This window comes from Nostoc sp. DSM 114167 (genome assembly GCF_052692655.1).
Window position 1 is genome coordinate 3559640 of record NZ_CP195116.1, and the last position, 26568, is coordinate 3586207.

The following is a 26568-nucleotide window of genomic DNA, read 5'->3' on the forward strand; positions in this document are numbered from 1 at the left end:
GTTAACTAGAATCGATGTTTTCTGGAATAGGATTAAAGTAGCTTGTAGCTGCTATGAGGGTAATACCCAAAGTAGATGTGTTGACCTTGAGTTGATGCCAAAGTGAAATTACACTTCACTTTTTAGCGTGAATCATTTACAATTCTCATTCCAAAGAGATTAATACAGCAGTTATGCTCCAAGACACACAAACCATCCGCTATTACCAAAGACTTACCGATGCCTTCATCGAGCTATGGAATCGCGGTTATCGCACGGATGATATGCGGATGTATTTGGATGGATATCTAGCCGCACTGCGACATAGCAATGTCATTGAACCTTATCTGATTCATCGCCTAGAAGAGGAGGCCAGCCGCTTCTTGTACGATGGATCGAACTTTGCAGTACCGCAACCACAGCCACAACCCGATTACTACTAAGTACCATTTGCCTGGTCGTTGATAGTAACCGTTAATTACCGCAGATGATTATAGCATATTATCTGTATTCGTCAACGGGTTGTCGTGGTGTGAAATTTTGGAGATATTGTATTGATTAAACGCATCCCCTCAGCCCTATATTGGTTTTGCCAATTAGACTGAGGGGATTGTTGTTTAGCAATAAAATCAAGTCCAACAAAGAGTATTTTTGTCATAAACCGATTAAAAAACCCTTGAAAGGGGAAATAAATAGTATCTCTCCTTTCAAGGATATTAAAAACGGCACATTAACTCGATTGCGAAGTGCAAATTCAGCAACATACCCTTTAGTTTGGCTAAAGAGAGCTTAAGAAGCTAATGCTACTTCTACCTTTTCTTGCAATTCACCTTTTTGGTACAGTTCAATCAAGATATCAGAACCGCCAAGGAATTCACCATTAATATATACTTGGGGAATTGTCGGCCAGCTAGAGTATTCTTTAATACCTTGACGAATTTCCGGGTCTGAGAGAACGTCAACCGTCTCAAAGGGAACTCCCAAGGTATTGAGAATCTGCACAACATTGTTGGAGAAACCACATTGGGGCATTAACTTGTTTCCCTTCATAAAAACTAAAATCTTGTTTTCTTGTACCAAGCTATCAATTTTGTCTTTGAGTTCTGGTGTCATGGTAATTATGTTTCCTATGTTGCATTAATAGAGTGAGGAGTGAAGAGTGAGGAGTTAAAAATTCATAATTCATAACTCTTAACTTCTAACTTCCAACTCCTAACTTTAGGAACTTGCTGTTGCTTGCCAAGCTTCGGGAGTGTATGTTTTCACCGCCAAGGCATGAATCGCTTCAGTTGACATCGCTTGACCCAACGCACCATAAACTAACTGGTGCTGTTGCACTAGTCCTTTACCTGCAAAGTGCGATGAAACTACTGTTACTTGATAGTGGTCGCCGCCACCAGTCAAGTCTTGCACCTGAACCTGTGCGTCTGGCAGTTCCGCCTTGATCATTTCCTCAACCTGTTGCGGACTAATCATCGCAATTCCTGAAAAAACTTACTTTTCTATTATTAACAGATATAGAGCAAATGCCTGTGCCAACTTCAGGCTTTGGCAAGGCTGTAGATACACGCGCCTCTAAGGTGTATTTTTGAGAACGCTCAGGTTTTGGCTGCGGCGGATAGCTCTATCCTAGCACTGGGGCGTTCCCAAGCGACTGGTTAAGGAAATGTGGGTAGGGAAAAACAGGTAACAAAAATTTAATTTATTTTTTTGGGGATGAGGAAGATGAACTGCCACCTTCTCTGGGATAGGGAGAATCAACAAAACCCAACTCAAATAACTGTTTATAGGCTTTCTTGCCTAAATCCCGCGTCGGGTTTTGACTCTTAATTATTTGAATCAACAATGGTACAGCTAATTCTGGCTGATTTTGTGCCCGATGTACCAATGCTAGCTGAAAAGTGGCTTCATCTCGCTTTTGGGCTGTTAATAGAGCTTTTTGACGCTGAGAATCAGAAACTCTGTTGTCAATTCCCGAAAAGCTAGAATTTAACTCTTGATAAAAATTAGATAGCTGATTATAAACTTGACGTGCTTCTTGCAGTTTCTTAGCAGCTAAGGTGTAGTTTTGAGCAGAAACAGCTTGTTCTGCATCTTTTACTAAGCGATCGCCACCTGCAATGCTCAAAAGGCTGTTATTTTCGGTTATAGGGCGGAGGTTATTAGGATCGTTGGGGTCAATGGGTTGTGGTTGGCTGGTAGTGCCTGGTGACTGTAATACCTGAGCATTCACAGGTGATAGCAGGCTGAGGACTGCTATAACTGATAAAACAGTACGGTGCATCAAGGTAACAGCGACAGCAGTGTTCATGGGATCAATTAGTGCGACAACTATACAAAAGAGTTATGGAAACTTCGGGTATCTTAACTCTGTTTTGGTCTTGGACAAAGCAAAGTTACATCCTAAGTATCTCTGATTTAGACTAAAAATCAGTTTAATAGAGTTCCCATTACCCCTGTATACCAACAAACTTATATCGCTGCGATCGGCGATACCTACGGGGGAGTGCGTCACCATCTGCTTAACTACCAGCTTTCCTCCCCAATAATTAGACTTCTTGCATAAGTCGGGAAAAGGGGGAAGGGGGAAGGGGAAAAGGTTCTGCAAAAGTCCCCTTCCCCTTTAACCAAAACCTTTTCCCCCAAGAGTGCAAAAAGCACAAATGCCAAGAGGTCTATTATCTCTGGTTAACTGGGATATTTGGCAGGAGAATTTTCTCAAAGCACTGCTTGAAGTTTTTGCGTAGGCGTAGCCCGCACTTCTGCTGCGCTCAGTGACCGCCGTAGGCATCGCACCAAATTATTTCAGATTAGCCATGTCTTCAGTCGGCGCTTCCTAACTTTTATTTAACTGTCTGACCGAATGTGAAAATATTTATCATCAAGCAATTCAGTAGTTTGCAGACAATTAATTAGCTATTGGCTCAAAAAAATGCCAATTTGGCTGAATATATTATTAATAGAGCGTAATCTATATATATACATCCTCAAAGGTTGCAAAATACTACTGATGTTTTGTGACTTACTCAGGATGAATATAGCAGTTAGTAATTAGTGTCAAATATTGGATTTTGCAGTTTCTTAATTATGCACGGTCAATAATTATGAGGTTTTACTAAATCAAGAATTAGTAATTTCTGCAAATGCGTGATTAGTAACTTTTGTTTCTTGATGGCTCAATTGTTGCAGTGCCTTTGCTAAATCAGTTGTGATGCTTTTTGCATCTTGTTTTATACAGCCATTCATGTAATCCGCGACTCTAATTGGGGAGCCAATGTCAATACTCACATCTGTACCCCAATTGGGATAAGGTTGGCTGTAGTTAATTCCTATGGGTATAATTTTCACTCCCAGCCCGGAATGACTAGATTCAGCACTCAAAGCAAGACGAGCAATTCCCGGTTTCAACTGATGAACTTGGCCATCACGAAAAATGTTGCCTTCTGGAAAGATTACCAGGGTTTTGTGCTGCTGAAGTAGCTCTACTCCATGTCGTAGCGTGCGGATTGATGGATGCTTAGAATTTACAGGAAACCCACCCAAACGTTGGACAAACCAGCCTTGCAAACCTTGGCATTCGTCAACTGTTACCATAAATCGCAAGTCTTGCTTTCTCAGACAAGCGGTAGCGTAGGGTACAAGCAAGGCATCCCAACGCGCCCGATGGGTAGGCGCGAGAATCACAGGCCCAGTTGTGGGGATATTTTTTTGTCCGGTTATTCTAATTTGTCCAAAGAATAATGGTAATAGGCAGTGACGCCCTAATAAATATGCCAGAGGACTTAACCAAGGAGAAACCCTTGAGGTAGTACCAGCTACCTGATGATTTGCTGGTGTGTGCTGGCAGGTATCGGATGAAGAGTAAAATTCCATCATGACGGATGCAGCTGATTGACGGGTAAAATTTAACGAAAAGTCTGATTAGTTACACCGTAGATTCTCTTGCGTGACTTGTCTGGTACTAGATGGACAGTTTTACCTCTGTCCGTTAGTTTACCTTACGCCGCCTAGCAGCAAACCAAGTCTGTAATTGCTGACGACAAGCTGACTCTAGAATGCCTCCGATTACTTGGAGACGGTGATTAGAAGCAGCACTATCAGGGATGTTAATAACTGTACGAATGGCGCCAGTTTTTGTATCGTCTACTCCATATACCAGTATTCCTAGCCGTGATTGGACGATCGCACCTGCACACATCGGGCAAGGTTCGAGAGTTACATAGAGTGTGCATTCATTAAGATGCCAATTTTGTAAAGTTGTTGCCGCTGTCTTGATAGCGAGAATTTCCGCATGAGCGGTAGGATCTTTGTCACGCTCTTTTCTGTTTTCTCCTTGTGCTAGCAATTTGCCTGTTGAATCAATGATAACAGCACCTACAGGGACTTCACCTGCATCTCCTGCTGTTTTTGCTAATTCTAAGGCATAACTCATCCATTGTTGATGTATAAGATATTCTGTGTATTTAGTTAGCATATTCTTATCAATATAAAAATTTCAAAATTCCACACATTTTCTAGGATGAGTATCTCTCCTATCTAACAAGAAATAAAAAGCATATAGCCCGCAGCTAGAAGTCTGGGGCTAAACTATAAATCAAAATTCTTAAATTTAGCGTTACCAAGCCAGCCATTGGGGGCTAATTTGATTTCTAAATCAATACGCTTGGGTTAGCGCCAAAAATCTTAAACTGCGTAGGTTGGGTTGAGGAAGGTAGCAAGATCCCAAAGGCTAACCCAACATTTTCGGGACTTTGTTGGGTTGCGCTTTGCTTAACCCAACCTACAATTTTCCTTAACTGAACCGTATTGATTTCTAAATAGCGACTTGGGCTAAAAGGGGATCGAGTTGACTTTGTGTGTCTAGCTGATAGAGGTCATCGCAACCGCCAATGTGCTGGTTATTGATAAAAATTTGTGGTACGGTACGTCTTCCGTTAGCGCGTTCTGCCATTTTAGCTCTGGCTGCTTCGTCACCGTCGATTTTATATTCAGTGAAATTTACACCTTTCCACCACAGCAGCATTTTGGCACGAATGCAGTAGGGGCAAGTTTGCCAGGTATAAAGTTCGACGTTGGCTTTGAATCGCTCTGGATGGCGATTTAAGAGGGGATTAAGAAAGTCCAGCATATTGATCTTAAGCAATGTTTTAACTATGTCTCTAGCCTAGAACATTGCTTACCGCATCGGCGCTGGAACCCACTTTTGGAAACCCTCTAAATGACTCCAGTAAGCCAAATATCCAGTCAATGCCCAAATTAAAGCGGCTACTATCAGCACTGCTACGCCAATTAACCGCCAGGTTCGGTTGGGTTTCCAATAGAGGGTTGGCGCTGCAAAAATACCACCTAAGCCAGTTAAAATAAAGCCGATTCCCGATAAAAGCGGTTGCTTAGTCAAATTCAAGTTGATGATGCGAATACCCACTACGATCGCAACTACACCAGCAAAGAAGCCGTAAATTGCGATTGTCAACAAATCCCAACTTTGAGCAAGAGAAATCGCAGCCGCCACAAACAAGATTCCAAATAGGATACTTGTTTCACCGAAGGCAATATTGAAGCTACCCATTATTGGCCAGGTGAAGCTCATGTGTAAACCAGTTGTGAGTGCGATCGCACCCGTAATTCCGAAACCGGGAATCCACTGTCTCTGATTAGAACTATCTATACCACGATACACATAGTCAGCCAGTAGAAATAGCCCAGCTACCATGTTGATTAACATCAGTGTGATGTAGTCGATAAACACGATTAACCTCTGAATTTGACAAGCTTTTTACTTTGCGTCTCGTTTTTTAGTTTTTAGTGAATTCACCAGCTTTTTTTCTTTATTATTTTATACCTAAAGATAAACACTGAATAAAAGCAATGTTTTAGATATACACTGCTACCTATTTGTGCTAGTTCTTAACTTAGTTGCTTTTGAACACGCTTTATACTGGAGTAGTTAGGGGTGAAAAATGAGGATGTGTTAACTGGCACTTTTCTAACGAGTTAGCAGTAAAACTTAACTTTCTTCCACGTGTATCCGCCCTTTGGTAGACTTGAAAACTGAAATGGCCAGATAAAGCAGCGGAAATTCAAGCAGTTGAGAGGGCAGACTCTGTGGAAAATACACTTGGGTTAGAGATTATTGAAGTAGTAGAGCAAGCGGCGATCGCATCCGCAAAGTGGATGGGTAAAGGCGAAAAAAACACTGCTGACCAAGTAGCTGTGGAAGCTATGCGGGAGCGGATGAATAAAATCTATATGCGCGGTCGCATTGTGATCGGGGAAGGCGAACGCGATGACGCGCCGATGTTATACATCGGGGAAGAAGTTGGTATCTGTACCCAACCAAATGCCGAAGCTCTCTGTAACCCCGATGAATTAATCGAAATTGACATCGCCGTTGACCCCTGTGAAGGTACGAACTTGGTAGCTTATGGACAACCTGGTTCGATGGCTGTCTTGGCAATTTCTGAAAAAGGTGGATTATTTGCTGCTCCTGACTTTTACATGAAAAAGTTAGCAGCACCTCCCGCCGCTAAGGGCAAAGTAGACATCAACAAGTCAGCAACAGAAAACCTCAAGATTCTCTCTGAGTGTCTAGATCGCTCGATTGAAGAACTCGTGATCGTGGTGATGAAGCGCGAACGCCACAACGATTTAATTAAAGAAATCCGTGAGGCTGGAGCGAGAGTCACCCTAATTTCAGACGGTGATGTGGGTGCAGCTATAAGCTGCGGTTTTGCTGGAACTAATATCCACGCGCTGATGGGTATCGGTGCGGCTCCTGAAGGTGTAATCTCGGCAGCTGCAATGCGTGCTTTGGGTGGACACTTCCAAGGTCAACTGATTTACGATCCCGCAATCGTAAAAACAGGTCTGATTGGAGAAAGCAGAGAAGCCAATATCGATCGCTTAAAGTCTATGAATATCAATGACCCCGATAAGGTCTATGATGCTCATGAATTGGCATCTGGTCAAACTGTTCTGTTCGCTGCTAGCGGCATTACCAGTGGTAATCTCATGCAAGGTGTACGTTTCTTCAACGGCGGAGCCAGAACTCAAAGCTTGGTAATTTCTAACCAGTCAAAAACTGCTCGATTTGTTGATACAATTCACATGTTTGGTGAAGGCAAGACTCTCCAACTGAACTAATTTTTAGGGGATGGGGAATGGTAAAAGTAGAGGTGAAGCATTAGGAAATAAATCTTTCTAGAAAATGGAAAAATAGTCAACCAAATGCTTCATCGTTACACTAGTTAGTAGTTAGTATTTAGTGATTAGTTATTGTTTATTAGTTGGAAAAATTATCAACCAATAAACAAAAATTCCCCATTCCCTATTCTCACTCAATGCCCTATTTTCAACTACCAACTAGTAACTACGATTTAGCAAATGAATATAGCAGTGGTGGGGTTAAGCCATAAAACAGCCCCAGTAGAAGTCCGGGAAAAACTGAGCATTCCAGAACCACAAATTGAAGGTGCGATCGCTCAACTGGCCAGCTATCCCCATATTGATGAAGTTGCAATTCTTAGTACTTGTAACCGTCTGGAAATTTACATTGTTGCCAGTGAAGCAGACCAAGGTATTCGGGAAGTAACGCAGTTTCTTGCGGAATACAGTAAATTACCCGTGCTTTCTCTGCGACAACACTTGTTTATGCTGCTACATGATGATGCAGTGATGCACGTTATGCGGGTAGCAGGTGGTTTAGATAGTCTGGTACTCGGAGAAGGTCAAATTCTGGCTCAGGTGAAGACTACTCACAAACTGGGACAGCAATATAGCGGTATAAAAACCATTTTGAATCGATTATTTAAACAAGCGCTGACAGCTGGTAAGCGGGTTCGCACTGAAACGAGTATTGGTACTGGGGCTGTCTCTATCAGTTCGGCAGCTGTAGAGTTAGCACAGATAAAAGTGGCAAATTTGGCAGCTTGCCGAGTGGTAATTCTGGGTGCTGGTAAAATGTCGCGCCTCTTGGTGCAACACCTAATTTCTAAAGGTGCTGTGGAAATTAGTATTGTAAATCGCTCTCGCGATCGCGCCCAAGAATTAACAAAGCTGTTCCCTCAACAACCGATCAAAATTCATCCACTATCGGAAATGATGAGCGTAATTGCCGAAAGCGATCTAGTGTTTACAAGTACTTCGGCAACAGAGCCAATACTTGACCGTGCCAAATTAGAAATGGTTTTAGAAGTTCAGCGCTCTTTAATGTTATTTGATATTTCTGTGCCGCGTAATGTTCATGCGGATGTAAATGAATTGGAAAATGTGCAAGCGTTTAATGTGGATGATTTGAAGGCTGTTGTAGCGCAAAACTACGAAAGCCGTCGCAAGATTGCACAAGAAGCCGAGCGACTCTTAGAAGAAGAAGTGGAAGCCTTTGATATTTGGTGGCGCAGTTTAGAAACTGTTACCACTATTAGCTGTCTGCGAAATAAAGTAGAAACCATCCGCGAACAAGAGTTAGAAAAAGCTTTGTCGAGATTGGGTTCGGAATTCGCCGAAAAACATCAAGAGGTGATTGAAGCATTAACACGGGGAATTGTCAATAAAATTTTACATGACCCGATGGTGCAATTGCGATCGCAGCAAGATGTTGAAGCTAGACGGCGCTGTATGCAAACTCTGCAAATGCTGTTCAACCTCGATGCAGAAGAACAATTTAGTTAAATTTAACAACAAAATCCCCGGCTTCTGTGAAAAGTTGGGGATCTGAGCTTTCAATTAGATATACTTCTAATTAGATATCTATCTAATTAGAAGTTAGTTATGCAACCAGAGCAATTTAATATCTTACTGCGCTTTTTCAAGGCATTAGCGGATGATAGCCGATTGAAGATTGTAGGTATTTTGGCGAATCAGGAGTGCAGCGTTGAAGAATTGGCGGCGCTACTGCAACTTAAGGAACCGACGGTATCCCATCATTTAGCGAAACTTAAAGAGCTAAATTTGGTGACAATGCGTCCTGAAGGTAATAGCCGTCTATATCAATTAGATAGTGAGGCTTTGCAAAGCATTAGCAAGGAAATTTTCACACCTGAGAAGATAGCATCCTTGATTGAGGATGTGGATACTGAAGCTTGGGAAAGCAAAGTGTTGAAAAACTATTTCGAGGGTAATCGCCTCAAAGAAATTCCTGCTAGTCGGAAAAAGCGCTTAGTAATTCTCAAATGGTTAGCAAACCAGTTTGATATAGGAGTCAACTACCCTGAACGCCTGGTAAATGATATTCTCAAACGCTACCATATCGACTGCGCCACCCTGCGACGAGAGTTGATTGCTTGCCAGTTAATGCAGCGAGAAAATGGGATTTATTGGCGTATAACGTAGATATGAAAGATGAATAAGCAACCCCATAATCATAGGTCGTATATTTATGCAATTAGAAACACAAAAATTATATTACACACCTGAAGAGTATTTAGAAATTGAAGAAAAGGCAGAATACAAAAGCGAATACCGTGATGGAGAAATTGTACCAATGACGGGTGGCACTACAAATCATAATAAAATTGCAGGCAACTTTTATGCTTATTTGAAGTTTGGGTTGAGAGGCAATAATTATGATGTTTATATTGGTGATGTGCGTTTATGGATACCCCGTTATCGGCAGCATACATATCCTGATGTGATGGTGATTGAAGGACAACCTATTTATACAGGAACCAGCACAACAACGGTTATGAACCCGATGTTAATTGCTGAAGTTTTATCTAAATCGACTAAAAATTATGACCAAGGCGATAAGTTTCTTTATTATCGCTCTATTCCCGAATTCAAGGAATATATTTTAATTGACCAATATCAATATCATGTGATGCAATATGTAAAAACTGCGGAAAGTCAATGGTTATTTACTGAACTTGAACATGAATCTGCAATTTTATCGCTGCAAACAGTTGATTTTCAAATTGAATTGCGCGACCTTTATGAGCAAGTCAATTTTGCAGAAAATAACGAAGATTAAAAAATAAAGCTTTGATTCACCCCGGATGCTGATTTATCCAACAAAATTAACTTGGAATTGTTTAGGGAGTAGCTACCAAAATCCTTCACTAAATTTGTGTTTCTTCCTCGGTAAAGATAGGAGGCCACAATTCAGTAATGGGTAATTCCCAACCGGGAAAAAGTTCTGGTATAGTTAAAATTTCGCCATTTTCTAAAACTGTCGGTTCACCTGTAGAGCGATAAATTGTAACTGTCTCTTCATCAGGGTCAATCAGAATACCGACGATCGCTCCTAGTTCTATAAATTTTAAAATCTTGGCTACTATAAGTTTAATTTTATCGCTCTGAGATTTAATTTCTACCACCAGGTCAGGGACAAGTTCGCCAAAGTAACGAGGACTTTGCAGAAGTCGGGAAGCACGAACAAAGGAAACATCGGGTGCTTTGAGGTTTGTATCTGGCATGATAAAACCGCCAGCAGAATCAAAGACTCTTCCCCAGCGACGAGGATTTATCCAAGCAAAGAGAAAGGCGATGAGACGACTACTGATTTCGCTGGATACAATATCTGACGGGCCCATGACTGAAATTTTTCCATTTTCGAGTTCCAGCTGGTAATCTAAACCTGCTTCAGTAAAAGCGGTTTGAACTTGCTCTAAATCTTTGACTGTCATCATTGACATAAAAAGCTTTTTCCACTGAGATATACAACTCGATTTTAACAAGAGCCAAATTTGCAAAAAAATTAATCAGATGAGAGCAAAACAATATCACCTTCTTTTGCAGCATTCTGAAAAAACTCTACCAATTTTGGATATAGTTCAAACAATGGCTCTATCTCCTCTTCTTCCCATCCTCCAGGGGTAGGATTTGGGTAAATTTCCGCTTCATTAAATACAGTAGAATTAAATCGCCTCTTCAATTCTTCAACAGAAATTTGACTTAAAGCATTGGCAACATCTCGAACCTCTTCAAGTGTGAGATAGCGTACAAATCCGTAACCCGCTTCAAACTGTGTCGGCGTACCTCCCATGACTACATTAGAAAGAGGCGGTAATGCTTGGGTATCACCTTCCAAACTTGACTCTCCAGTGAGAAGAAAATGTAGTGCGTGCCAATCTTCAAGGCTGAAGTAATGTTCATCGCTTCGTTGCTCTTGTAATTGGGCAATCATTGCCTGTGGATTACTAAAATCAAAAACTAAATTATCTAAATCAGGATTAAAGAAAGATGCTGCTGCTTCAGTATCATTCTGAATTTCTGCAAACTTTTGTGGCGTAATGCGTTTATAGCTAGCTGTAATACCCATAATATTTACTCTAATCTAAACATCATTAATAGTGTTCACTTTAACTTTGGACAAGTCACAGTATTTATGTACTTTTATTTGTCCAAAGTCAAATCACTAAATACATTGCATAAACAGAAAGCTAATCACATTCTATTTTCCCAAATAAGCTTCTAGAACTTTGGGATTAGTTTGAATTTCTGCGGGTGTCCCGTCAGCCAAATTCTGTCCTTCGGCAAGTACCCAAACGCGATCGCACAAGGACATAACCACATCCATATTGTGTTCAATAATCAGAAACGTCATCCCATCTTGGCGGTTCCAAGTAATAATGCGATCGCAAATATCATCAATCAGTTTCGGATTCACCCCAGCCGCCGGTTCATCCAACAAAATCAACTTGGGATTAGTCATCAGCGCCCGTCCCATTTCTAGCAGCTTGCGTTGTCCACCAGACAAGCCACCAGCGTAATCGTGTGCTTTTTTTGCCAAGCCTACTGATTCTAACAGGAACATTGCCCGCTCTTGCAGTTGCTTTTCTTCCTTAGCTACGATGTGCGGTTGCAACTGCACCTGCCAAAAATTTTCACCCGTTTGTTTTTGCGCCGCCAGCAGCATATTTTCTAACACCGATAACCGCGAGAGAGTTCGTGCAACCTGAAAGGTACGGATTACTCCCTGCTGGGCAATTTGATATGGTTGCAAGTTGTGAATCGGTTCGCCGTCAAAAATGACTCGTCCCTTATCAGGGCGGATGAAGTTTGAGAGTAAGTTAAATAAAGTAGTTTTACCAGCGCCATTGGGGCCAATCAAGCCCGTAATGCTGCCTTTAGCAACTTCGATTCTGGCCTCATTAACTGCTTTGACACCACCAAAGCTTTTAGAAAGTCCACTGGCTGCCAAAAGGGGAAGTGGAGATGAATAGTTATTTACCAAGGGTGAGTTCCTCTTTTTTCCCTAAGATACCTTGAGGACGCCAAATCATCAGTACCATCAAAATTAATCCGATTACCATGATGCGAAATGCACCCAAACGTGCTTCATCAAGGGAAACGATTCGGGGTAAGACTTCTCGCGTCAGTGCATCGTAAGCAAAGAAAATTACCGCACCTAAGATTGTGCCAACATTATTCCCAGAACCGCCTAAAATCACCATAATCCAAGTGTCAAAGGTGATCTGCGGTTGAAAATTATCAGGGTAGATAGCGCCCAGTTGCCAAGCGAAGAAAGCACCAGCGATACCTGCGATCGCACCTCCTAACATGAGAGATTGTAATTTATACCAAAAGACATTTTTTCCCAGCGCCTTGGGAATTTCTTCATCTTCGCGGATGGCTTTGAGAATTCTACCCCAAGGCGATCGCACCAAAATTTCTAACCGCCAGTATACAAATGCTAAAACCAACAGCAACACCAGCATTAAACCCGCTTTTGGGTTGTAATTATACAGTCCAATCGCCCCTGAAATATAAATTGCTACCGCCAAAATTGCTAACACAATTCCCACACCCAAGCGGGATATAAATTCTTGTTTGCTAGTCGTCCTTTTGCCTAAATCAGTAGTCCGAGATATTTGAGTGGTGCGAATCCATTGCCACAAAGTAAAGAAAGTTACAGCAGCCAGCAGGGTTAAAAGCCCAATCATGATTAATCTGACAAACAAACTTGGCTCTGTGGATAGGGGTATGGGGTAACTTTGTACACCAAACGCCCCAGAAATCCAGGTGTCACCCACAGGTAATTCCTGATTATTCACCACCAAACGAATTAATTCGCCCGTACCAATGGTGACAATTCCTAGATAATCTTCTCGTAAGCGGAGAGTTACAAAACCAATTATCAAACCCAACAAAGCAGCGACAATTGCCCCAGCCAGTGCTGATACAAGTAAGGGTACACCCTTTAAGCTTAACAATACCGTTGTATATGCTCCCAGAGTCATGAAAGCAATATGACCAAAGTTAATTAATCCCGTAAAGCCCCACTGTAAATTCAGTCCTAGTGCGAATAGAGCAAAAAGCGCCGTAGAAATTGCTAAGAAAATTAGATAGTCAACCATATTAAATTATTTGGGAATTGGTCATTTGTCATTTGTCATTTGTCATTTGTCACTTGTACTGAGCGAAGCCGTTGGCGCAGCCTCTCGTAGAGAAGTATTTGTCATTTGTCATTGGTCAATAGTTATTTATTATTCTCCCCTGCTCCCTGCTCCCTGCTCCCTGCCCCCCTGCTCCCTGCCCCTCTGCTCCTCTGCCCCCCGCGCCGGGCGAATAAATTTTAGCGTAGCTTGAGCGGAGCTAATTTTATGGGAATACTATTTATTGTTGGTGTTTGGTGGTAGGGAATAATTAACGTATGAATTTACTGCGACTTAGAATGCATCACTTAATCGAGCAATTAGGCGATGACGATTTGCAAGACATTTGGAATGTTCTTGAAGCATTATATTATGACTTTTATATGCTCAAAGCGATACAAAAAGTCAAGCGATCGCAGCAACCGTGGGATATCTTAACCCATGAAGAAGCTGTAAGACTGTTGATGTTTTTTTAATTCAGCAGCGCTTTTGAGCTAGTGCCAGTGGCCCCTCAAGTTTTGGTGAAGGTAACGCCCAGTGAGTCTGGAAATGCGCTATGCCAGGTCTTTTTTGCTAGACCTGAAGAATTTAGAACCTGCCGCCTACGAGCGGGTGCATGATTTTGTTTTTATTGAATTAGCCCAAAAGTGGCAGTTGAGCGATCTAAAAGAACTGCGACAGCTTGATAGTGAAGGCATTTTTCACCGCTTCACCCTAGACAATTATCTGATTGGTATAGAAATTAGGGGTGAAATTGTGAAATTTCTGCGTGTCATCCCTATGCCAGATGTTTAAAGTCAAAAGTCAATCAATTTTGGATTTTGGAATTGCGGATTTTGGATTTGTTCCACCCACATTCGCTTTCTTGGCACATTCGCGGTAGCGTCTGGTAAAGAAGTGCGGGGCATCAACCGAAATAATTTTTAATCTAAAACTTGTACTGAGCGAAGTCGAAGTATCTAAAATCTAAAATCTAAAATTGGCACGGTCAAGGGAACACTTAAAACTGTAAACTGTATAAGGCTAGGCAGGGATCGCTATAACCTTACATTAAACTGGTTTTTGAAAAACACTTTATTTGAGATTTCCCTATGGATGCTAGGGCACTTTGGCAACGATACCAAAACTGGTTGTATTTCCACGAGGGATTGGGACTGTACTTAGACATAAGTCGGATGCGGTTCGATGATGCCTTTGTGGATTCGTTGCGGCCGAAGTTTGACAAGGCGTTTGCAGATATGGCTCAACTAGAGAAGGGTGCGATCGCAAATCCTGACGAGAACCGCATGGTTGGACATTACTGGCTGCGAAATCCTGATTTAGCGCCAGCTCCAGAACTTACACAAGAAATAGTTCAAACTCTAGAACAAATCGAAGCCTTTGCGGAAAAAGTCCAAACAGGTGCTATTCATCCTCCTAGAGCAAGCCGCTTCACGGATATTATTTCCATTGGCATTGGTGGTTCCGCTCTCGGCCCCCAATTCGTCGCAGAAGCTCTCGCTCCTGATTTTCCGCCCCTGAAAATTCATTTTATCGATAACAACGATCCCGCAGGTATCGATCGCGTTCTTAATCATCTACGAAATAGCCTCGCCAGCACTTTGGTATTGGTGATCTCCAAATCTGGGGGAACGCCGGAACCGCGCAACGGCATGATTGAAGTTAAAAAAGCCTACGCCGGACACAATTTGGAATTTGCCCAATACGCGGTAGCAATTACTAGTGTTGATAGCAACCTCGATAAGCTGGCCAAAGATGAAGGCTGGCTGGCCAGATTTCCCATGTATGACTGGGTAGGAGGACGCACCTCAGAAATGTCTGCTGTGGGGCTAGTACCAGCCGCATTACAAGGCATTGATGTTCGCGCTATGCTAGATGGCGCCAAAGAGATGGATGACGCTACCCGCGTCCCAGATGTGAAAAATAACCCAGCAGCCTTGCTTGCTTTATCTTGGTACTTTGCAGGTAACGGAAAGGGCGAAAAAGATATGGTTGTTCTACCTTACAAGGACAGCTTATTTTTATTCAGCCGCTATTTGCAACAGTTGGTGATGGAATCCTTGGGTAAGGAAAAAGACTTAGATGGCAACGTTGTTCATCAAGGTATTGCCGTTTACGGCAACAAAGGCTCAACAGATCAACACGCTTATGTCCAGCAGTTACGCGAGGGTGTAGCGAATTTCTTTGCTACCTTCATCGAAGTGTTGGAAGATCGTCAAGGCCCATCCACTGAAATAGATCCAGGAGTTACATCAGGCGATTATCTTTCCGGTTTTCTCCAAGGAACCCGACAAGCGCTTTATGAAAATCACCGCGATTCGATTACAGTCACGATTCCCCAAGTTAATCCTCGAATTGTAGGGGCATTAATTGCTTTGTATGAGCGTGCTGTTGGTTTATATGGTAGTTTGGTCAACGTCAACGCCTATCATCAACCAGGCGTAGAAGCTGGCAAAAAAGCTGCTGCTTCCATTCTTGATTTACAAACACGAGTGATAGCAGTGCTACAAAAAGAAAAAGCTCCCCTTACTCTTGACGAACTCGCCGAGAAAGCAGGCGCATCAGACCAAGTTGAAGCAATTTACAAGATTTTGCGTCACATCCATGCCAATCAGCGGGGTGTAGTTTTACAAGGCAATCTTCAGAAACCCGGTAGTTTGACCGTTTCTGCTAGCTGATAGCTCTAATCTAAATCTTAGATTTTGTCTAGAATTGTTGTTGAGACAACAATTTTTTATTGTGAAGCATCCTAAATAGAAGATATATCTTCTGTCTAGGATGCTTCACCGTATAATTCGTAATACTTCTCTACGAGAGGCTGCGCCAACGGCTACGCTCAGTACAAGTTCGTAATTCGTAATTCAGTTTGATCGCTCAATACTGTTTTATCTAAGTGTTGCTTTCTTCTCTTCCTTTGCCTGATTACGAATTATTTTAATTATGAATTGCCATCAGGCGTTGATTGAAGTAACTCTTGGGTAAAAAACAGCGATCGGGTAAAAAAGGATTGTTGAGATTTTGACATAAGAAAGTGCTGGGTTTATCCCGATGACAAAATGGTGGCACGATTCCCCAATGTTCTGCTAGCCAAATCCAGTATCCTGTTTCAATTCTGCCGTAGCTTGATACTGTGAGAATTTCTCCAACGCTGTTGTTAATAGATACTAAATCTGATGATGATTTGATGTCAATTAGCAGCCAAGCTAACTCATCAGCAGAAAAGTAATAGCCATTTTCGGCAGCAATATCGACGAATTGCTGCGGATCTTTAGCTATTAGTAATTCTTCTTTGAGAGATGGCGTTTTTTGGGCAACATCGAAAAGATCCCAAATCTGTCTTCTCGTAACTAGAAACCAGCCAAGTTCTTCTGCGGTCAAATTATAACCGTTTTCTCTTGCTAATTTGAGAAATGGCTCAAGGCTATCGGTTTCTGCTAGTTGACTTTTCAACTGGAAAGTTTGCTCTACTAGTGACAAGAAATCAATAATCTTTTGCCATGTCACTTTGTCAAAGTTTTTGTTAACTTTTATTTTTTCTTTCCAATAGATGTATTTATCTTCTTTAAGAAAGAAATTCCAAATTTGATAATACATAGGTCATCTTGCCTAAGTTGTAAACTTGGTAGAGGTTTATGATTAATGAACACCAGTGTAGTAAGTATAATGTGTTTCTTCGACAGTACTAAATCTGTAAATGAAATTACACAGTGGTTAAGTATGAACTTATTGTAAAGTTTGTCACCATAAATAATATTTACTGAGGGAAACATGAAAGATTACGATGCCTTGGGGCGGTCTGCAACTAAGATTTTTATTGCTTCTCATAAAATAAAATTAAGTCAAGAGATAGTATTAATTATTCATGAAGCAATTAATTGTAAAGCAATCTGTACTTTAGTTATTTTGAAGCGAATCAGATATTCCTACGGGGAAGAAAGCTAAGTATAGCATCTTGTCGAAAAGTAAGTATATTTTATAGTTATACACAAAGTATAATTACATAGATAAATCGAGCGATCGCCTTTGTCTTCCTCTAAAATAAAGTTAAGGCAGCATTAAAAAATGGGATTATTGAATTATCAGGCTGTGTATATTAACTTTGAGATAAATAGAATCGCGATCGCTCTTCCAATTCTTTGATTTTAAATCTTGTTAAAATAGGTTAAAGCTGTCAAGAAACACGAATATAAATCATGAATATCCAAATTAAACCTGAACTAGAGCAAATTATCCAAGCGCAAATTGCTACAGGTAGATATGCGAATCCCGAAGAAGTTATTAGTAAAGTATTGAAGTTGCTATTAGAGTGGGAAAAAGGTTACGAGCAATGGGTTGAAGAAACACGCAAAAAAGTGGAGGTTGCTATCGCTCAACTGGATAAAGGTGAAGGTATTGATGGAGAAATTGTAGTTGAACAATTGCGAGAAAAACTTCGTAAAGCAAGAGAACTACAAGGATGAAGCAACATATTATCTCTCCAAAAGCCAGTCAAGATTTATCATAAATTATTGATTATTTTGCCAGGATAAATATTGATGCTGGGGAAGATTTTGTTGAAAATTTTGATAAAAAGTGTAAATATTTAGCTAATTTCCCTAATATGGGGCGCAGCTACGGAAATATTAAATCTGATTTGCGCGGTGTTCCTTTGGATAATTATATTATTCTTTATCGAGTTATAAATAGTGGAATTGAAATTGTCCGTGTAGTTAGTGGTTATCAAAATTTAGAATCTTTATTTGCAGAATCAGATGAGTAAGTTGATGTTTTAGTTGATTTATAATTATCTCCTGGCTTTGGCTACGCCTAGACACTTCAGTTATTTTTAAATGAACCGCCTACTCATACGGAGAAGCAAGCTACGAGCAGCGTCTCTTAGAGAAGATGCAGAGAACTCACAGGGAAGAAAAGAGATATATTGTACTATCTTTAATTAATAAATAAATCTCGGAGAAAGTAAAAGCGATCGCTCTTCCAATCACTACTTTTAATTCGTCCTAAATAGCCTGTTAAAGGTGAGGAAAGTTCTATCAGAATTTCGTGCATTTCTGCTATTTTGATTGGCTGTGGCGGATGCGATCCGAAATAAGCACCATGTAGAGCTTCAACACCAGTAGATTCTATACCTGAATTTTCTAAATAGTTTTTGACAAGCTGGGTAATGTGCGATCGCAACCTTATAGATTGTTCAACTTTATCGATATAAGTATTAAGTTTATCTTCAGCTAAACCAAAAGGAGCTTGTTGCAAACACTCTTTTAGTTCTAACAAGTTGATAGAGTTTTTGTAGTGTGCTTGCAGTTCGATTAGTTTTTGTAGAGTTTCCGGGCTAATAACATTCATTTGATTTTCGGTAGCTGTTCTTGATGCGTAAAAATTTAATTCTCCGGCGGCTATAATTAATTTAATAGAATTGTCATACTGAAATTTACCAAGATGGTTCATACCTATTTTCAGTAACTGTGCAGGTGTACCATCAGTAACTTTTTCAGTTTTAGTTGCTTTGCACTCTCCTACTATTGGATAAGGTTGTTCAGTGTAAAAATCCATGCCTCCTGCGCCACCCGTTGCATCTGGATTTAAGCCTGAACCTGTAAAGCCTAATTTTAGTAATCCTCTACGAACCAATTTTTCAAATGTATGTCCATCGCTAGAGTTTCCGACTTTAGCAATTCTCTGAATCCAAGGTAAGTCTAAATCTAATGGATTTGTTGGTTTGTCACTACTCCAACCCAAAAAGATTTTGATATCGTCGTCTAATTGTTTAGCTGCTGGTTGGCTAATGCTTAGAGATGCGATCGCACTCTGCAATTCTTCTAATTCAGGATGCAGTGGTGGCTGTAGATTTTCTAGTTGATGCTTGCGTTGGGCGAAAGTGCGATCGGTTAATATAGGTTTGGTTTCAAAATTATTTAGTGCATATGGTAGTGAAATGAACTGACTACTTAAATTTGCAGGTACTTCAATAGGTTGAGGTAGTTGGTAAACACGTAGATAAATGAGAAATAAAGTGTGCCTTTTTGCTAATATTTCTTGTAACCCATCTCTAGTCCAAATGCTTAAACATGATATAGCCTCTAACCATTCAGTAGTATCTGGTATTTGACACAGCTTACACTTAGCCCAAGCTTTAATTAATATACTCTGAGAATTACACTGAGTAAAAGCACCTTTGGCAATTGGCAGGAAATTTGGATCATAGTATTGTTCAATTGGTAATGAGAGAGTTGAAGCATTAGCCGGATAAAGAGCAAATTGGCGTTCACATTCAATAAAAATACGAGAAAGTGCTACAATCATTCGCCCTTCTATTAATGCTTCAACATCAGGAGTCGGTAGACATATAGCTTGGTCAAGCACAACAACTGAATCACTCATTGTTAATCCACTATAGCTAGTTCACTAATATCACCCGATTCAGATGATTCAGAGTTGTTAATTTTATCTATAATTTCTAAGTTGTTTTCAATAATATCTTCGGATATTTTATACGAAGGGTCACTCAAAATTTCTTTTAGTAACGGATTACTAGCTCCTAGATAATTGGCAGAACCTTTCTCCTGAATAAACTTAAAAATCTCTTCTTCTGTCAACCCATAATCTACTTCACGTTTTTTATGTACAAAACGAATAGCTATAAGTGGTTTTATTTCTTCTTCCTTTAGTTCTACAAATTCACCACCTTTAGATATAAGTGGTGCGACATAAGTATTATATATATAACGACTTATTTTTTTATCTTTAGATTTAGAACGAACGAAACAACCACGAGTTAATCCAAATTTATCAAAGTCATTTAACCTTCTAAATCCTGCTCCTAACTTACTGCCACTAGTATGTTGAAGAACAGCAACTCCAATACATACATCTTTCCCATTCTCTTTCCCAATAATCTTAAAATTTAAATAATCATCTTTACCTCCACGTTGTTTTACCTTTTCTTTAATTTCCCCAATGGTTACTCGCTCTATTGTTTTATCTTTCAAAGCCTGGAAGTTAAATAATAAGGCATCAGCTAACAAATAGTTATCATCTAAATAACTACTAAATTCTTGAGAAATTTCCTTTTTAAAAGCTTCTTCAACTCTATTTTCTATACGTTGTGTAGGTTTACAGTTTTCTCTGCACCACTCTAAAATTCTTCTTACTGGTGGTTTTTCACTACTTAGTTCTCTGAGTTGACCTTCAGTAAATGGATAAACTCTAGAAGGAGGTAATAAATTTCTGTTTTCATAGAATTCTTTTAACCACAAAGCTACTAGCTCAATAATTGAATCTCCGTCCATATATTTTAAGTCAAGAGGATGAGAGTGAGCTGTAACTTTACTGTATACACCAGTAGGTAATTGCTTGATTTTATTAGTCCAAGTTGCAGGCATCATTACGGTTAAGATGACACCTCTACTAAAATTTTCAAACAATTCTTTGACAAAACCAGCAACAATCTGTGCTTTTGTATATCCAGCGTCATTAAATTCAGATGGATTATCTAATTCATCAAAACAAATGAGCAACTGATTGTAATCACTAATTAAATCTAAGACTTGCTGTATAGTATCAAAAGATCCACCACTTATACTAGGCAAATATAGTTCATTAGCTTTATATTGAGCAAGTTCATAACCAGATAACCAATTTACTGCGTACAGTCCTTCAGAATCTGCTAGTGTCCAAAGGATAGCTCGGACAATATCAGGATTCTTTAGATTAGGTTTAGTTTTACGGAATGCATCTGTTAATTGATTTACTAAAGTTCTGTTTTTACTTAATTCGTTTCGACTTAGTTTTTGTACTAAATCTTGGGATAACAAAGTTTTAGCTTGAGGGTGAATAAACTTGACAGCTTGATTTGCAATTGATGAGGCAAGTTCTTGCCATTGTGTTACTCCTTGGCTGCCAACTTTACCTAGACTATCTCCCAAAATACGCTGGAATCCGTGCTTAATATTATTTAAATCACTAAATTCAGTAGCGTAAATAAATAAAGCACCACCCTCAGTCTGAAGACGATGGCGAATACGGCTGATAATATGTGTTTTCCCAGTGCCTGATTCGGCTGTGATAGCAATTGAAGTTCTTTGGTACTGACCAGTACTGATTTGGTTAATTGCTTGAAACACAGCATCAGAAGCATGAGCATTGAGAGTTATCACATCAGGAAATTCTTTGCCCCAAACTTCTTGGCTTCCTACGTATGGAGGCAGTGCAAAGGGGTTGTGATTTTGTAAAGCTGCGTTAATATCCTCAATAGAGGAAATGGGAGAACTAGTCATAGTGGTTTGTGTGCAAGAAGAAACAACAGGATTTAGATTAATTTGCAAAACTGAGGCGCTTGGCGTAATAGCGTAATCCACTTAATTTAGTTGTGATTGAGTCTTCAGCTTTATCAGGAGTAATATCTGTCATCTCTCCGCCTATTAACTGAACAATGTCGTTCTTCTGCATTTCCAGCAGCCATTCATTGAAATCTTCACGAGTGATCTGATCGCCTATTTCTCTCCTGATGCGATAAATTGGCACCAGATCGTCTAGGTTGTAGTTTCGGTTTAACTTGTCGTATACTTCTAACGCTACAGACTTAAACTCGTCGTAAGAAGCGATTTCTTCGGAAAGCTGCGCTAACGCACCCTTCCCATTAACTGGTACATCTGCACCAACTACCGCAACATCAATCTGACTAATCCATTTCACCAACGCATTCGCCGCCCAAGTTCCGACAATCGTCCCTTCAAACTTAAAATCGCCACTCCTCAAACCCTCACCCAATACCTCTAAACCTTTGCCAGATGTCAGAGAGTATCCCTTTTTGGAAATTGCGATCGCCCCCTGCTTCTGTAATTCCTCGAATATGCCCTGATAATCTGCTACCCTCTGGCTTTTGGCTACAATTCGCTTAGTGAGTTGACTTTTCTTAACTTCCTGCTGCGTTCCTCCCAAATCCCATAAAGCCAAAAGAAGACGAGTGCTAGTATTTTTTGATGTCATATTGAGTGTACTTTTTGACAAAAAGCATCATAGTAACTGTATCTTTGTAAATTATTTATGCACAAAAAATAACCGAGAAATTGCTGAATATTTCAGCTAAATAGATTAATAAATAATCAACAATATATTTCCTTAGGATGAATGCAGTTTCTCTCAAAGGCGGGATGGAATACTTGAGAAAATCGCCGATTATGAACAGAGAAACGCTGTAGCTGCGCAGTTGTAAATTGAGTGGTATATGTTTTTTCAATTCCCAGGGAAATAACAGGAATTCCAACTTTGTTTTTGCAACAGCAAGGCTTTTAGCAAATACAGGTGAGAACGAAATCCAATGAACACAATATATAAAGAACGTAAAATAGTTTCGCGTCTATTTGCAGTGCTGCTTTCGGCATTGCTAATGGTGCCCTTGCTGAGTAGCTGCGGAGGCGGTTCCCAAAAAGCTAATGTACCACCACCTGTTGATGATACCGTCGGTAGAACAGTGAGCGATCGCCAAACCGAAGCGAAAAAGGGCTTGTCTACAGGACAGAAAGTTGCTATATTGGCGGGTGCTGCGGGACTTTATTACCTCTACAACCAACATAAAAATGCTCCCCAAGATGGAGCGCAAGGTAAGTACTATCTTTCTAAGAACGGACGTGTATATTACCGTGATGCTGAACATCGCGCTCACTGGGTAACACCACCAGCAGAAGGAATTCGAGTACCAGAATCTGAAGCACAAAAGTATCGGGAATTCCAAGGCTATAACCGGAGTGCTACAGGTCGCGATCTAACTGGTATAACTTCATCCGCAGCTCCAGCACTCTAGATCGGTGAAGCGTGTGTATAAAGCGGGTTTCCCGGAGGATAACGCCGATCGCGCCCGTCGGAAACACGAACTTAAATCAGGAGACAGATTATGGTAAATGAATTTTTCCGAAAGGCGAAAGACTTACTTTTGGGATCGAACAGCGATCAAGCCGATCAAGATGCCGAATTCCGCGATCGCAATGTACGTCCAGCTAGCGAAGATCCCTACGGCGATCCCGCAGACCCGGCATCTTACGGCAATGTTCGCCCAGCTAGTGAAGACCCTTACGGCGACCCCGCAGATATCGCATCTTACGGCAATGTTCGCCCAGCTAGCGAAGACCCTTATGGCGATCCCGCAGATATTGCGTCTTACGGCAATGTTCGCCCAGCTAGCGAAGACCCTTACGGCGACCCCGCAGACACAGGGGAGTTTGGTGATGTCCGCCCAGCCAGCGAAGACCCCTACGGCGACCCCGCAGATCAGGATTACCGCCGTTAACGCAAAACCAATCTGGTGATATTGGTTTTCATAAGGTTTGGAATAACAAATAAGGCAGTGGGATTAGAACCTACTGTCTTTTATTTTGGCTGCTATTTATACAAATTACGAATTACGAATGATTTCTTGCGATCGCTCAATATTTTGACGCACAGATCGAGCCGAAGTATGCAAACCCTCTCTTTCTTCATCAGTCAGCGTCAATACCAAAATACTCTCAATTCCACCGCATCCCAACCGACAAGGAACGCCAATTACAACATCTTCTAAACCGTATTCACCTTGCAGATACGCCGCCACAGGCAACAACCGCGACTGATTTAATAAATAAGATACGATTTTTCTCAGCAATAATTCAGGAGTCAGAATAAATGCTGAATTCTGACTTCTGACTCCTGAATTCTTTTTACTTATTTAAACTCTTCGAGTTGATCCACACGTAACCAAATATTAGGTGTTGGCACTTTCCCAAACTTAATCAAGGCGTAATCACCTTTAATATCGACAATTTCGCCCTTGGTTTCAAACAAATATGAAGGAAAGCGAGCATCACTGGCTTTAGCCTCCAGACTGTTTTCTAGTTTCTCGCGCACAGCGCGAACCATATCTCCTTTTTTAACTGCCATAAGTTCCTCTCTCAAATTAACGTCTTTCACCTGCATTTTAAAAGAGTTCCGAGTTAGAATTCTTAACTCTTGTAAAGACGCGATTAATCGCGTCTGTACAAGAGACGCGATTAATCGCGTCTCCTAACTCCCCCTAGCGTTTGACACTCAAAGCAAAAATGACTAGATCGCCCAGCTAACCTGATCCGTTGAATTGCTGTACCACAAACTCGACAGGGTTCTCCAGCGCGGTTATAAACCCAGGCTACACCACCATAATTGCCATTAGTACCTTTAACATTCAAAAAATTACTAAATGTCGTACCACCAGCCTCAATGCTGGTTTCTAACACCTGAATTATCGCTGTTCGCAAACGTTCAATTTGCTTTAGCTGCAAATCTATACACAAGGTTTCAGGGAAAATTCCACTCTTAAATAATGCTTCATCAGCATAGATGTTACCTAATCCCGCCACCACGGATTGATCTAGTAGCGCAGTCTTAATCGGACGGCGACGGTTTTGGAGTTTGTTTGCTAGATATTCAACAGTAAATTCTGATGAAAATGGATCTGCTGCCAGTTTTGCCAAACCAGTGATAATGCTTTCTACAGCAACACCAGGCGGAACCCACCATATTTTACCGAAGGTTCGCTGGTCAACAAAGCGTAATTCTTGTCGATCCCCAAAGAATAATCTAACCCGCGTGTGCTTGTGTAATGGTTCATCTCTATCCAGCCATAATAGTTGACCGGTCATTCGCAAATGAACCCCTAGCCAGCCGGAAGACGAGGAGAGTTCGGCGAGGAGATATTTACCGCGACGATGCCAAGTAGCGATCGCATTATTTTTAATTCCATTAACAAACTCACCAACAGAAAACGGGTAGGCGATGGTGCGATCGAGCAACACATCTCCTCCCGTAATTTCTTGGTTGAGGGTCAATTGATTTAGACCCCTTCGGACTGTTTCAACTTCAGGCAGTTCGGGCATTCAAGCTGAGTTAAGCAGGCAATTGTGATTTATTTGAGGGTTCGAGCTAGAAAAGATGGGGTAGTAACTTACATAGCCGTAGATGGCTCGTATTACTACCCAAAAGAAACCGTAAATACCCGCAGGGCGGCTCTCGTAGATTAGGGTAGGCTAGGACAAAGAATGAATGAACTGAAATTTTCAGACTTCATACTTCAGACTTGAGACTACCCTTCATCATCGCATCAAACAACCCCCTTGTAGCTTTGCTGCTATTTTTTCGGTGCTTTAGCCTTTGGTGCTTCAACCTCGACTAATTCATCCTGGGCAAAGTTGTTGGTATTAATACCAGAGTAATTGACCTTTTCAAAGCGGACAATTACAGGGTATTTGATGCCGCTTTGGTCGATGGAAGCCACAGTTCCTAGATCCTGAAACCAGTAGGATTCAGGGCGGAGAATACGTACTTTAGAACCACGTTGAACCATGATTATTTTCCCTTTTAGTTATCAATCGCCAATCTAGAGGGCTAATTGATTTCACTCTACAACCTCAAGGTCGCAGCAAGAGTCTTTGTTAAGTTATTTGTCTGAATTGAGGAGTGGGCATTGGATTAGGGGAGAGGTTACAGGTGAAAGGTGATAGGGAATAATCTGTACCCTGTAACCTGTACCCTATTCCCTTCTTCACTCCCGACTCCATACCACATCCAAAATTACAAAAGGTATTAAACCCTACTTGACAAGGTAAACGTTATAGTGTACCTTCATTCGCAAATAGCTATTTTGTAAAAGCTTATGTTTTAGTTAAGACAAACACACTTCCCTCATTACCTCTGCCGATCCGTAGGTCGTTATCTATATAAGTGATATCTAACCAGCCTTGCTGTTTGTCACTGTTTATGGCAACATCAATTCCGGGAAATTTTCTACCTGCTTCAATTTGTTGGATAAAAGTTACCGGAGAATTGTATTCTATTAAACGTTGTAAGCCGATAATAGAACGCTCAAATTTTACTTGGACACGCCGACCTGAAACTGGCTCAAATTTAGCAGCAACGCTGACTAATCCTTCTAAATAAGGTAAGCCATAAATCTCAGCTATGTTGTAAACACTGGTAGTATCTACCCGGATATACTGATAGATTTGACCTAGTTTACATAAAGGTAAACGATCTAAGTTTAAAAGAGCCTTGCTATTGGTGTATAGTAATCGCCAATTGCCATCTAGCAAATTACTAGCTTCCACCGGACGGGGTGTAGGATTAAAGTCTTCTAAATAGGCGATCGCGATTAAGATAGCCTGTTTCTGTTCTTCGGTCGCCAGTAAACCGCGATTAGTAAGTGCGATCGCATCCATAAGAGCCGCTTTTGGCATCATCGCCTGTCACCTCAAAAATCACTCACTTTCCATCAGCA

At 40.9% G+C, this 26568-nt stretch carries 31 protein-coding genes and 1 pseudogene; 12 read left to right on the top strand and 20 right to left on the bottom strand.

Annotated elements, in window-relative coordinates; genetic code table 11:
* The first annotated feature begins 173 nt into the window (after window positions 1-173).
* Window positions 174-422, top strand: a complete 249-nt coding sequence (locus tag NSTC731_RS15130) for a DUF6761 family protein (RefSeq protein WP_194042008.1) — start codon at window positions 174-176, stop codon at window positions 420-422.
* 346 nt (window positions 423-768) lie between these two features.
* Here the strand turns inward: NSTC731_RS15130 and grxD are convergent, their stop codons facing one another.
* The 7 genes from grxD to NSTC731_RS15165 form a co-directional block, all read right to left on the bottom strand.
* Window positions 769-1092, bottom strand: a complete 324-nt coding sequence (gene grxD / locus NSTC731_RS15135; protein WP_445631509.1) for a Grx4 family monothiol glutaredoxin — start codon at window positions 1090-1092, stop codon at window positions 769-771.
* Between the two features lie 105 nt (window positions 1093-1197).
* A complete protein-coding gene (locus tag NSTC731_RS15140) occupies window positions 1198-1455 on the bottom strand; it encodes a BolA family protein (RefSeq protein ID WP_292776142.1) in 258 nt (85 codons plus the stop codon).
* A gap of 226 nt (window positions 1456-1681) precedes the next feature.
* Window positions 1682-2290: a hypothetical protein gene (locus NSTC731_RS15145; RefSeq protein WP_445631510.1), complete on the bottom strand. Its 609-nt coding sequence runs from the start codon at window positions 2288-2290 to the stop codon at window positions 1682-1684.
* An 809-nt stretch (window positions 2291-3099) separates the two neighbouring features.
* On the bottom strand, window positions 3100-3855 hold the full coding sequence (locus tag NSTC731_RS15150) for a lysophospholipid acyltransferase family protein (RefSeq protein ID WP_445631511.1): 756 nt from the start codon (window positions 3853-3855) through the stop codon (window positions 3100-3102).
* A gap of 112 nt (window positions 3856-3967) precedes the next feature.
* Window positions 3968-4453 (bottom strand): tRNA adenosine(34) deaminase TadA, encoded by a 486-nt coding sequence (gene tadA / locus NSTC731_RS15155; RefSeq protein WP_445631512.1) that lies wholly within the window; start codon window positions 4451-4453, stop codon window positions 3968-3970.
* Window positions 4454-4792: 339 nt separating this feature from the next.
* Window positions 4793-5107 carry a glutaredoxin 3 gene (gene grxC, locus NSTC731_RS15160; RefSeq protein ID WP_445631513.1) on the bottom strand — a complete coding sequence of 105 codons (315 nt, stop codon included), beginning with the start codon at window positions 5105-5107 and terminating at the stop codon, window positions 4793-4795.
* Window positions 5108-5155: 48 nt separating this feature from the next.
* Window positions 5156-5728, bottom strand: coding sequence for a DUF981 family protein (locus NSTC731_RS15165; protein WP_445631514.1), 573 nt, complete (start codon window positions 5726-5728; stop codon window positions 5156-5158).
* Between the two features lie 356 nt (window positions 5729-6084).
* Here NSTC731_RS15165 and glpX point away from each other — a divergent pair, with 356 nt between their 5' ends.
* The 4 genes from glpX (at window position 6085) to NSTC731_RS15185 (ending at window position 9946) form a co-directional block, all read left to right on the top strand.
* A complete protein-coding gene (glpX, locus tag NSTC731_RS15170) occupies window positions 6085-7122 on the top strand; it encodes a class II fructose-bisphosphatase (protein WP_445631515.1) in 1038 nt (345 codons plus the stop codon).
* A gap of 240 nt (window positions 7123-7362) precedes the next feature.
* Window positions 7363-8649 carry a glutamyl-tRNA reductase gene (locus tag NSTC731_RS15175; protein ID WP_445631516.1) on the top strand — a complete coding sequence of 429 codons (1287 nt, stop codon included), beginning with the start codon at window positions 7363-7365 and terminating at the stop codon, window positions 8647-8649.
* A 99-nt stretch (window positions 8650-8748) separates the two neighbouring features.
* On the top strand, window positions 8749-9309 hold the full coding sequence (locus NSTC731_RS15180) for a DUF2087 domain-containing protein (protein WP_445631517.1): 561 nt from the start codon (window positions 8749-8751) through the stop codon (window positions 9307-9309).
* 46 nt (window positions 9310-9355) lie between these two features.
* Entirely contained in the window at window positions 9356-9946 is a 591-nt protein-coding gene (locus tag NSTC731_RS15185) for a Uma2 family endonuclease (protein WP_445631518.1), read from the top strand.
* Window positions 9947-10034: 88 nt separating this feature from the next.
* Here NSTC731_RS15185 and NSTC731_RS15190 read toward each other — a convergent pair whose 3' ends face one another.
* From NSTC731_RS15190 to NSTC731_RS15205, 4 genes are all read right to left on the bottom strand, one after another.
* Window positions 10035-10610, bottom strand: coding sequence for a Uma2 family endonuclease (locus tag NSTC731_RS15190; RefSeq protein ID WP_445631519.1), 576 nt, complete (start codon window positions 10608-10610; stop codon window positions 10035-10037).
* Window positions 10611-10672: 62 nt separating this feature from the next.
* Complete coding sequence (locus NSTC731_RS15195) at window positions 10673-11236, bottom strand: YfbM family protein (protein ID WP_445631520.1); 564 nt, start codon at window positions 11234-11236, stop codon at window positions 10673-10675.
* A gap of 132 nt (window positions 11237-11368) precedes the next feature.
* Entirely contained in the window at window positions 11369-12151 is a 783-nt protein-coding gene (locus tag NSTC731_RS15200) for an ABC transporter ATP-binding protein (RefSeq protein ID WP_445631521.1), read from the bottom strand.
* Window positions 12141-13274, bottom strand: coding sequence for a branched-chain amino acid ABC transporter permease (locus tag NSTC731_RS15205; RefSeq protein WP_445631522.1), 1134 nt, complete (start codon window positions 13272-13274; stop codon window positions 12141-12143). The genes NSTC731_RS15200 and NSTC731_RS15205 overlap by 11 nt, the downstream gene beginning before the upstream one ends.
* 296 nt (window positions 13275-13570) lie before the next feature.
* Between NSTC731_RS15205 and NSTC731_RS15210 the strand changes: the two genes are divergently transcribed.
* The 3 genes from NSTC731_RS15210 (at window position 13571) to NSTC731_RS15220 (ending at window position 15970) form a co-directional block, all read left to right on the top strand.
* On the top strand, window positions 13571-13768 hold the full coding sequence (locus tag NSTC731_RS15210) for a hypothetical protein (protein WP_322715232.1): 198 nt from the start codon (window positions 13571-13573) through the stop codon (window positions 13766-13768).
* Between the two features lie 61 nt (window positions 13769-13829).
* A complete protein-coding gene (locus NSTC731_RS15215; protein WP_251959737.1) occupies window positions 13830-14087 on the top strand; it encodes a cytotoxic translational repressor of toxin-antitoxin stability system in 258 nt (85 codons plus the stop codon).
* A gap of 296 nt (window positions 14088-14383) precedes the next feature.
* Window positions 14384-15970, top strand: coding sequence for a glucose-6-phosphate isomerase (locus NSTC731_RS15220; RefSeq protein WP_445631523.1), 1587 nt, complete (start codon window positions 14384-14386; stop codon window positions 15968-15970).
* 256 nt (window positions 15971-16226) lie between these two features.
* Here NSTC731_RS15220 and NSTC731_RS15225 read toward each other — a convergent pair whose 3' ends face one another.
* Window positions 16227-16886 carry a Nif11-like leader peptide family natural product precursor gene (locus NSTC731_RS15225; RefSeq protein ID WP_445631524.1) on the bottom strand — a complete coding sequence of 220 codons (660 nt, stop codon included), beginning with the start codon at window positions 16884-16886 and terminating at the stop codon, window positions 16227-16229.
* Between the two features lie 599 nt (window positions 16887-17485).
* On the opposite strand from NSTC731_RS15225, the gene NSTC731_RS15230 reads away from it, so the two are divergent.
* Both NSTC731_RS15230 and NSTC731_RS15235 read left to right on the top strand, forming a co-directional pair.
* Window positions 17486-17752, top strand: coding sequence for a ribbon-helix-helix domain-containing protein (locus NSTC731_RS15230; protein ID WP_445631525.1), 267 nt, complete (start codon window positions 17486-17488; stop codon window positions 17750-17752).
* A 47-nt stretch (window positions 17753-17799) separates the two neighbouring features.
* A complete protein-coding gene (locus NSTC731_RS15235; protein WP_445632104.1) occupies window positions 17800-18051 on the top strand; it encodes a type II toxin-antitoxin system RelE/ParE family toxin in 252 nt (83 codons plus the stop codon).
* A 170-nt stretch (window positions 18052-18221) separates the two neighbouring features.
* On the opposite strand, the gene NSTC731_RS15240 is transcribed toward NSTC731_RS15235, so the two are convergent.
* The 3 genes from NSTC731_RS15240 to NSTC731_RS15250 are packed head-to-tail and all read right to left on the bottom strand — an operon-like array spanning window position 18222 to window position 22277.
* Window positions 18222-19670, bottom strand: coding sequence for a DUF1802 family protein (locus NSTC731_RS15240; RefSeq protein WP_445631526.1), 1449 nt, complete (start codon window positions 19668-19670; stop codon window positions 18222-18224).
* A 2-nt stretch (window positions 19671-19672) separates the two neighbouring features.
* Window positions 19673-21646, bottom strand: a complete 1974-nt coding sequence (locus tag NSTC731_RS15245; protein WP_445631527.1) for an ATP-binding protein — start codon at window positions 21644-21646, stop codon at window positions 19673-19675.
* Window positions 21603-22277 carry a hypothetical protein gene (locus tag NSTC731_RS15250; RefSeq protein ID WP_445631528.1) on the bottom strand — a complete coding sequence of 225 codons (675 nt, stop codon included), beginning with the start codon at window positions 22275-22277 and terminating at the stop codon, window positions 21603-21605. Before NSTC731_RS15250 ends, NSTC731_RS15245 begins: the two co-directional genes overlap by 44 nt.
* A 331-nt stretch (window positions 22278-22608) precedes the next feature.
* On the opposite strand from NSTC731_RS15250, the gene NSTC731_RS15255 reads away from it, so the two are divergent.
* Together NSTC731_RS15255 and NSTC731_RS15260 are read left to right on the top strand one after the other, a co-directional pair.
* Window positions 22609-23091 carry a hypothetical protein gene (locus NSTC731_RS15255; protein WP_445631529.1) on the top strand — a complete coding sequence of 161 codons (483 nt, stop codon included), beginning with the start codon at window positions 22609-22611 and terminating at the stop codon, window positions 23089-23091.
* 90 nt (window positions 23092-23181) lie between these two features.
* Window positions 23182-23574, top strand: a complete 393-nt coding sequence (locus NSTC731_RS15260) for a translation initiation factor (protein WP_445631530.1) — start codon at window positions 23182-23184, stop codon at window positions 23572-23574.
* Window positions 23575-23679: 105 nt separating this feature from the next.
* Here the strand turns inward: NSTC731_RS15260 and NSTC731_RS15265 are convergent.
* The 5 genes and pseudogenes from NSTC731_RS15265 to NSTC731_RS15285 form a co-directional block, all read right to left on the bottom strand.
* Window positions 23680-23913: pseudogene (locus NSTC731_RS15265) on the bottom strand (malate dehydrogenase); the annotation flags it as partial.
* Between the two features lie 71 nt (window positions 23914-23984).
* Entirely contained in the window at window positions 23985-24200 is a 216-nt protein-coding gene (locus tag NSTC731_RS15270) for an NAD(P)H-quinone oxidoreductase subunit O (RefSeq protein WP_194042991.1), read from the bottom strand.
* Between the two features lie 110 nt (window positions 24201-24310).
* Entirely contained in the window at window positions 24311-25171 is an 861-nt protein-coding gene (locus NSTC731_RS15275) for a DNA-formamidopyrimidine glycosylase (protein WP_445631531.1), read from the bottom strand.
* Between the two features lie 251 nt (window positions 25172-25422).
* Window positions 25423-25638, bottom strand: coding sequence for a photosystem I reaction center subunit IV (locus NSTC731_RS15280; RefSeq protein ID WP_094349537.1), 216 nt, complete (start codon window positions 25636-25638; stop codon window positions 25423-25425).
* A 307-nt stretch (window positions 25639-25945) separates the two neighbouring features.
* Window positions 25946-26530 carry a PAP/fibrillin family protein gene (locus tag NSTC731_RS15285; RefSeq protein ID WP_445631532.1) on the bottom strand — a complete coding sequence of 195 codons (585 nt, stop codon included), beginning with the start codon at window positions 26528-26530 and terminating at the stop codon, window positions 25946-25948.
* Between the last annotated feature and the right edge of the window lie 38 nt (window positions 26531-26568).

What these genes read in the sequence shown, in the direction of transcription:
- NSTC731_RS15130 (WP_194042008.1), top strand. Translation starts at nt 174, where the DNA reads ATGCTCCAAGACACACAAACCATCCGCTATTACCAAAGACTTACCGAT.
- grxD (WP_445631509.1), bottom strand. Translation starts at nt 1,092, where the DNA reads ATGACACCAGAACTCAAAGACAAAATTGATAGCTTGGTACAAGAAAAC.
- NSTC731_RS15140 (WP_292776142.1), bottom strand. Translation starts at nt 1,455, where the DNA reads ATGATTAGTCCGCAACAGGTTGAGGAAATGATCAAGGCGGAACTGCCA.
- NSTC731_RS15145 (WP_445631510.1), bottom strand. Translation starts at nt 2,290, where the DNA reads ATGAACACTGCTGTCGCTGTTACCTTGATGCACCGTACTGTTTTATCA.
- NSTC731_RS15150 (WP_445631511.1), bottom strand. Translation starts at nt 3,855, where the DNA reads ATGATGGAATTTTACTCTTCATCCGATACCTGCCAGCACACACCAGCA.
- tadA (WP_445631512.1), bottom strand. Translation starts at nt 4,453, where the DNA reads ATGCTAACTAAATACACAGAATATCTTATACATCAACAATGGATGAGT.
- grxC (WP_445631513.1), bottom strand. Translation starts at nt 5,107, where the DNA reads ATGCTGGACTTTCTTAATCCCCTCTTAAATCGCCATCCAGAGCGATTC.
- NSTC731_RS15175 (WP_445631516.1), top strand. Translation starts at nt 7,363, where the DNA reads ATGAATATAGCAGTGGTGGGGTTAAGCCATAAAACAGCCCCAGTAGAA.
- NSTC731_RS15180 (WP_445631517.1), top strand. Translation starts at nt 8,749, where the DNA reads ATGCAACCAGAGCAATTTAATATCTTACTGCGCTTTTTCAAGGCATTA.
- NSTC731_RS15185 (WP_445631518.1), top strand. Translation starts at nt 9,356, where the DNA reads ATGCAATTAGAAACACAAAAATTATATTACACACCTGAAGAGTATTTA.
- NSTC731_RS15190 (WP_445631519.1), bottom strand. Translation starts at nt 10,610, where the DNA reads ATGTCAATGATGACAGTCAAAGATTTAGAGCAAGTTCAAACCGCTTTT.
- NSTC731_RS15195 (WP_445631520.1), bottom strand. Translation starts at nt 11,236, where the DNA reads ATGGGTATTACAGCTAGCTATAAACGCATTACGCCACAAAAGTTTGCA.
- NSTC731_RS15205 (WP_445631522.1), bottom strand. Translation starts at nt 13,274, where the DNA reads ATGGTTGACTATCTAATTTTCTTAGCAATTTCTACGGCGCTTTTTGCT.
- NSTC731_RS15210 (WP_322715232.1), top strand. Translation starts at nt 13,571, where the DNA reads ATGAATTTACTGCGACTTAGAATGCATCACTTAATCGAGCAATTAGGC.
- NSTC731_RS15220 (WP_445631523.1), top strand. Translation starts at nt 14,384, where the DNA reads ATGGATGCTAGGGCACTTTGGCAACGATACCAAAACTGGTTGTATTTC.
- NSTC731_RS15225 (WP_445631524.1), bottom strand. Translation starts at nt 16,886, where the DNA reads ATGTATTATCAAATTTGGAATTTCTTTCTTAAAGAAGATAAATACATC.
- NSTC731_RS15230 (WP_445631525.1), top strand. Translation starts at nt 17,486, where the DNA reads ATGAATATCCAAATTAAACCTGAACTAGAGCAAATTATCCAAGCGCAA.
- NSTC731_RS15240 (WP_445631526.1), bottom strand. Translation starts at nt 19,670, where the DNA reads ATGAGTGATTCAGTTGTTGTGCTTGACCAAGCTATATGTCTACCGACT.
- NSTC731_RS15250 (WP_445631528.1), bottom strand. Translation starts at nt 22,277, where the DNA reads ATGACATCAAAAAATACTAGCACTCGTCTTCTTTTGGCTTTATGGGAT.
- NSTC731_RS15255 (WP_445631529.1), top strand. Translation starts at nt 22,609, where the DNA reads ATGAACACAATATATAAAGAACGTAAAATAGTTTCGCGTCTATTTGCA.
- NSTC731_RS15260 (WP_445631530.1), top strand. Translation starts at nt 23,182, where the DNA reads ATGGTAAATGAATTTTTCCGAAAGGCGAAAGACTTACTTTTGGGATCG.
- NSTC731_RS15270 (WP_194042991.1), bottom strand. Translation starts at nt 24,200, where the DNA reads ATGGCAGTTAAAAAAGGAGATATGGTTCGCGCTGTGCGCGAGAAACTA.
- NSTC731_RS15275 (WP_445631531.1), bottom strand. Translation starts at nt 25,171, where the DNA reads ATGCCCGAACTGCCTGAAGTTGAAACAGTCCGAAGGGGTCTAAATCAA.
- NSTC731_RS15280 (WP_094349537.1), bottom strand. Translation starts at nt 25,638, where the DNA reads ATGGTTCAACGTGGTTCTAAAGTACGTATTCTCCGCCCTGAATCCTAC.
- NSTC731_RS15285 (WP_445631532.1), bottom strand. Translation starts at nt 26,530, where the DNA reads ATGATGCCAAAAGCGGCTCTTATGGATGCGATCGCACTTACTAATCGC.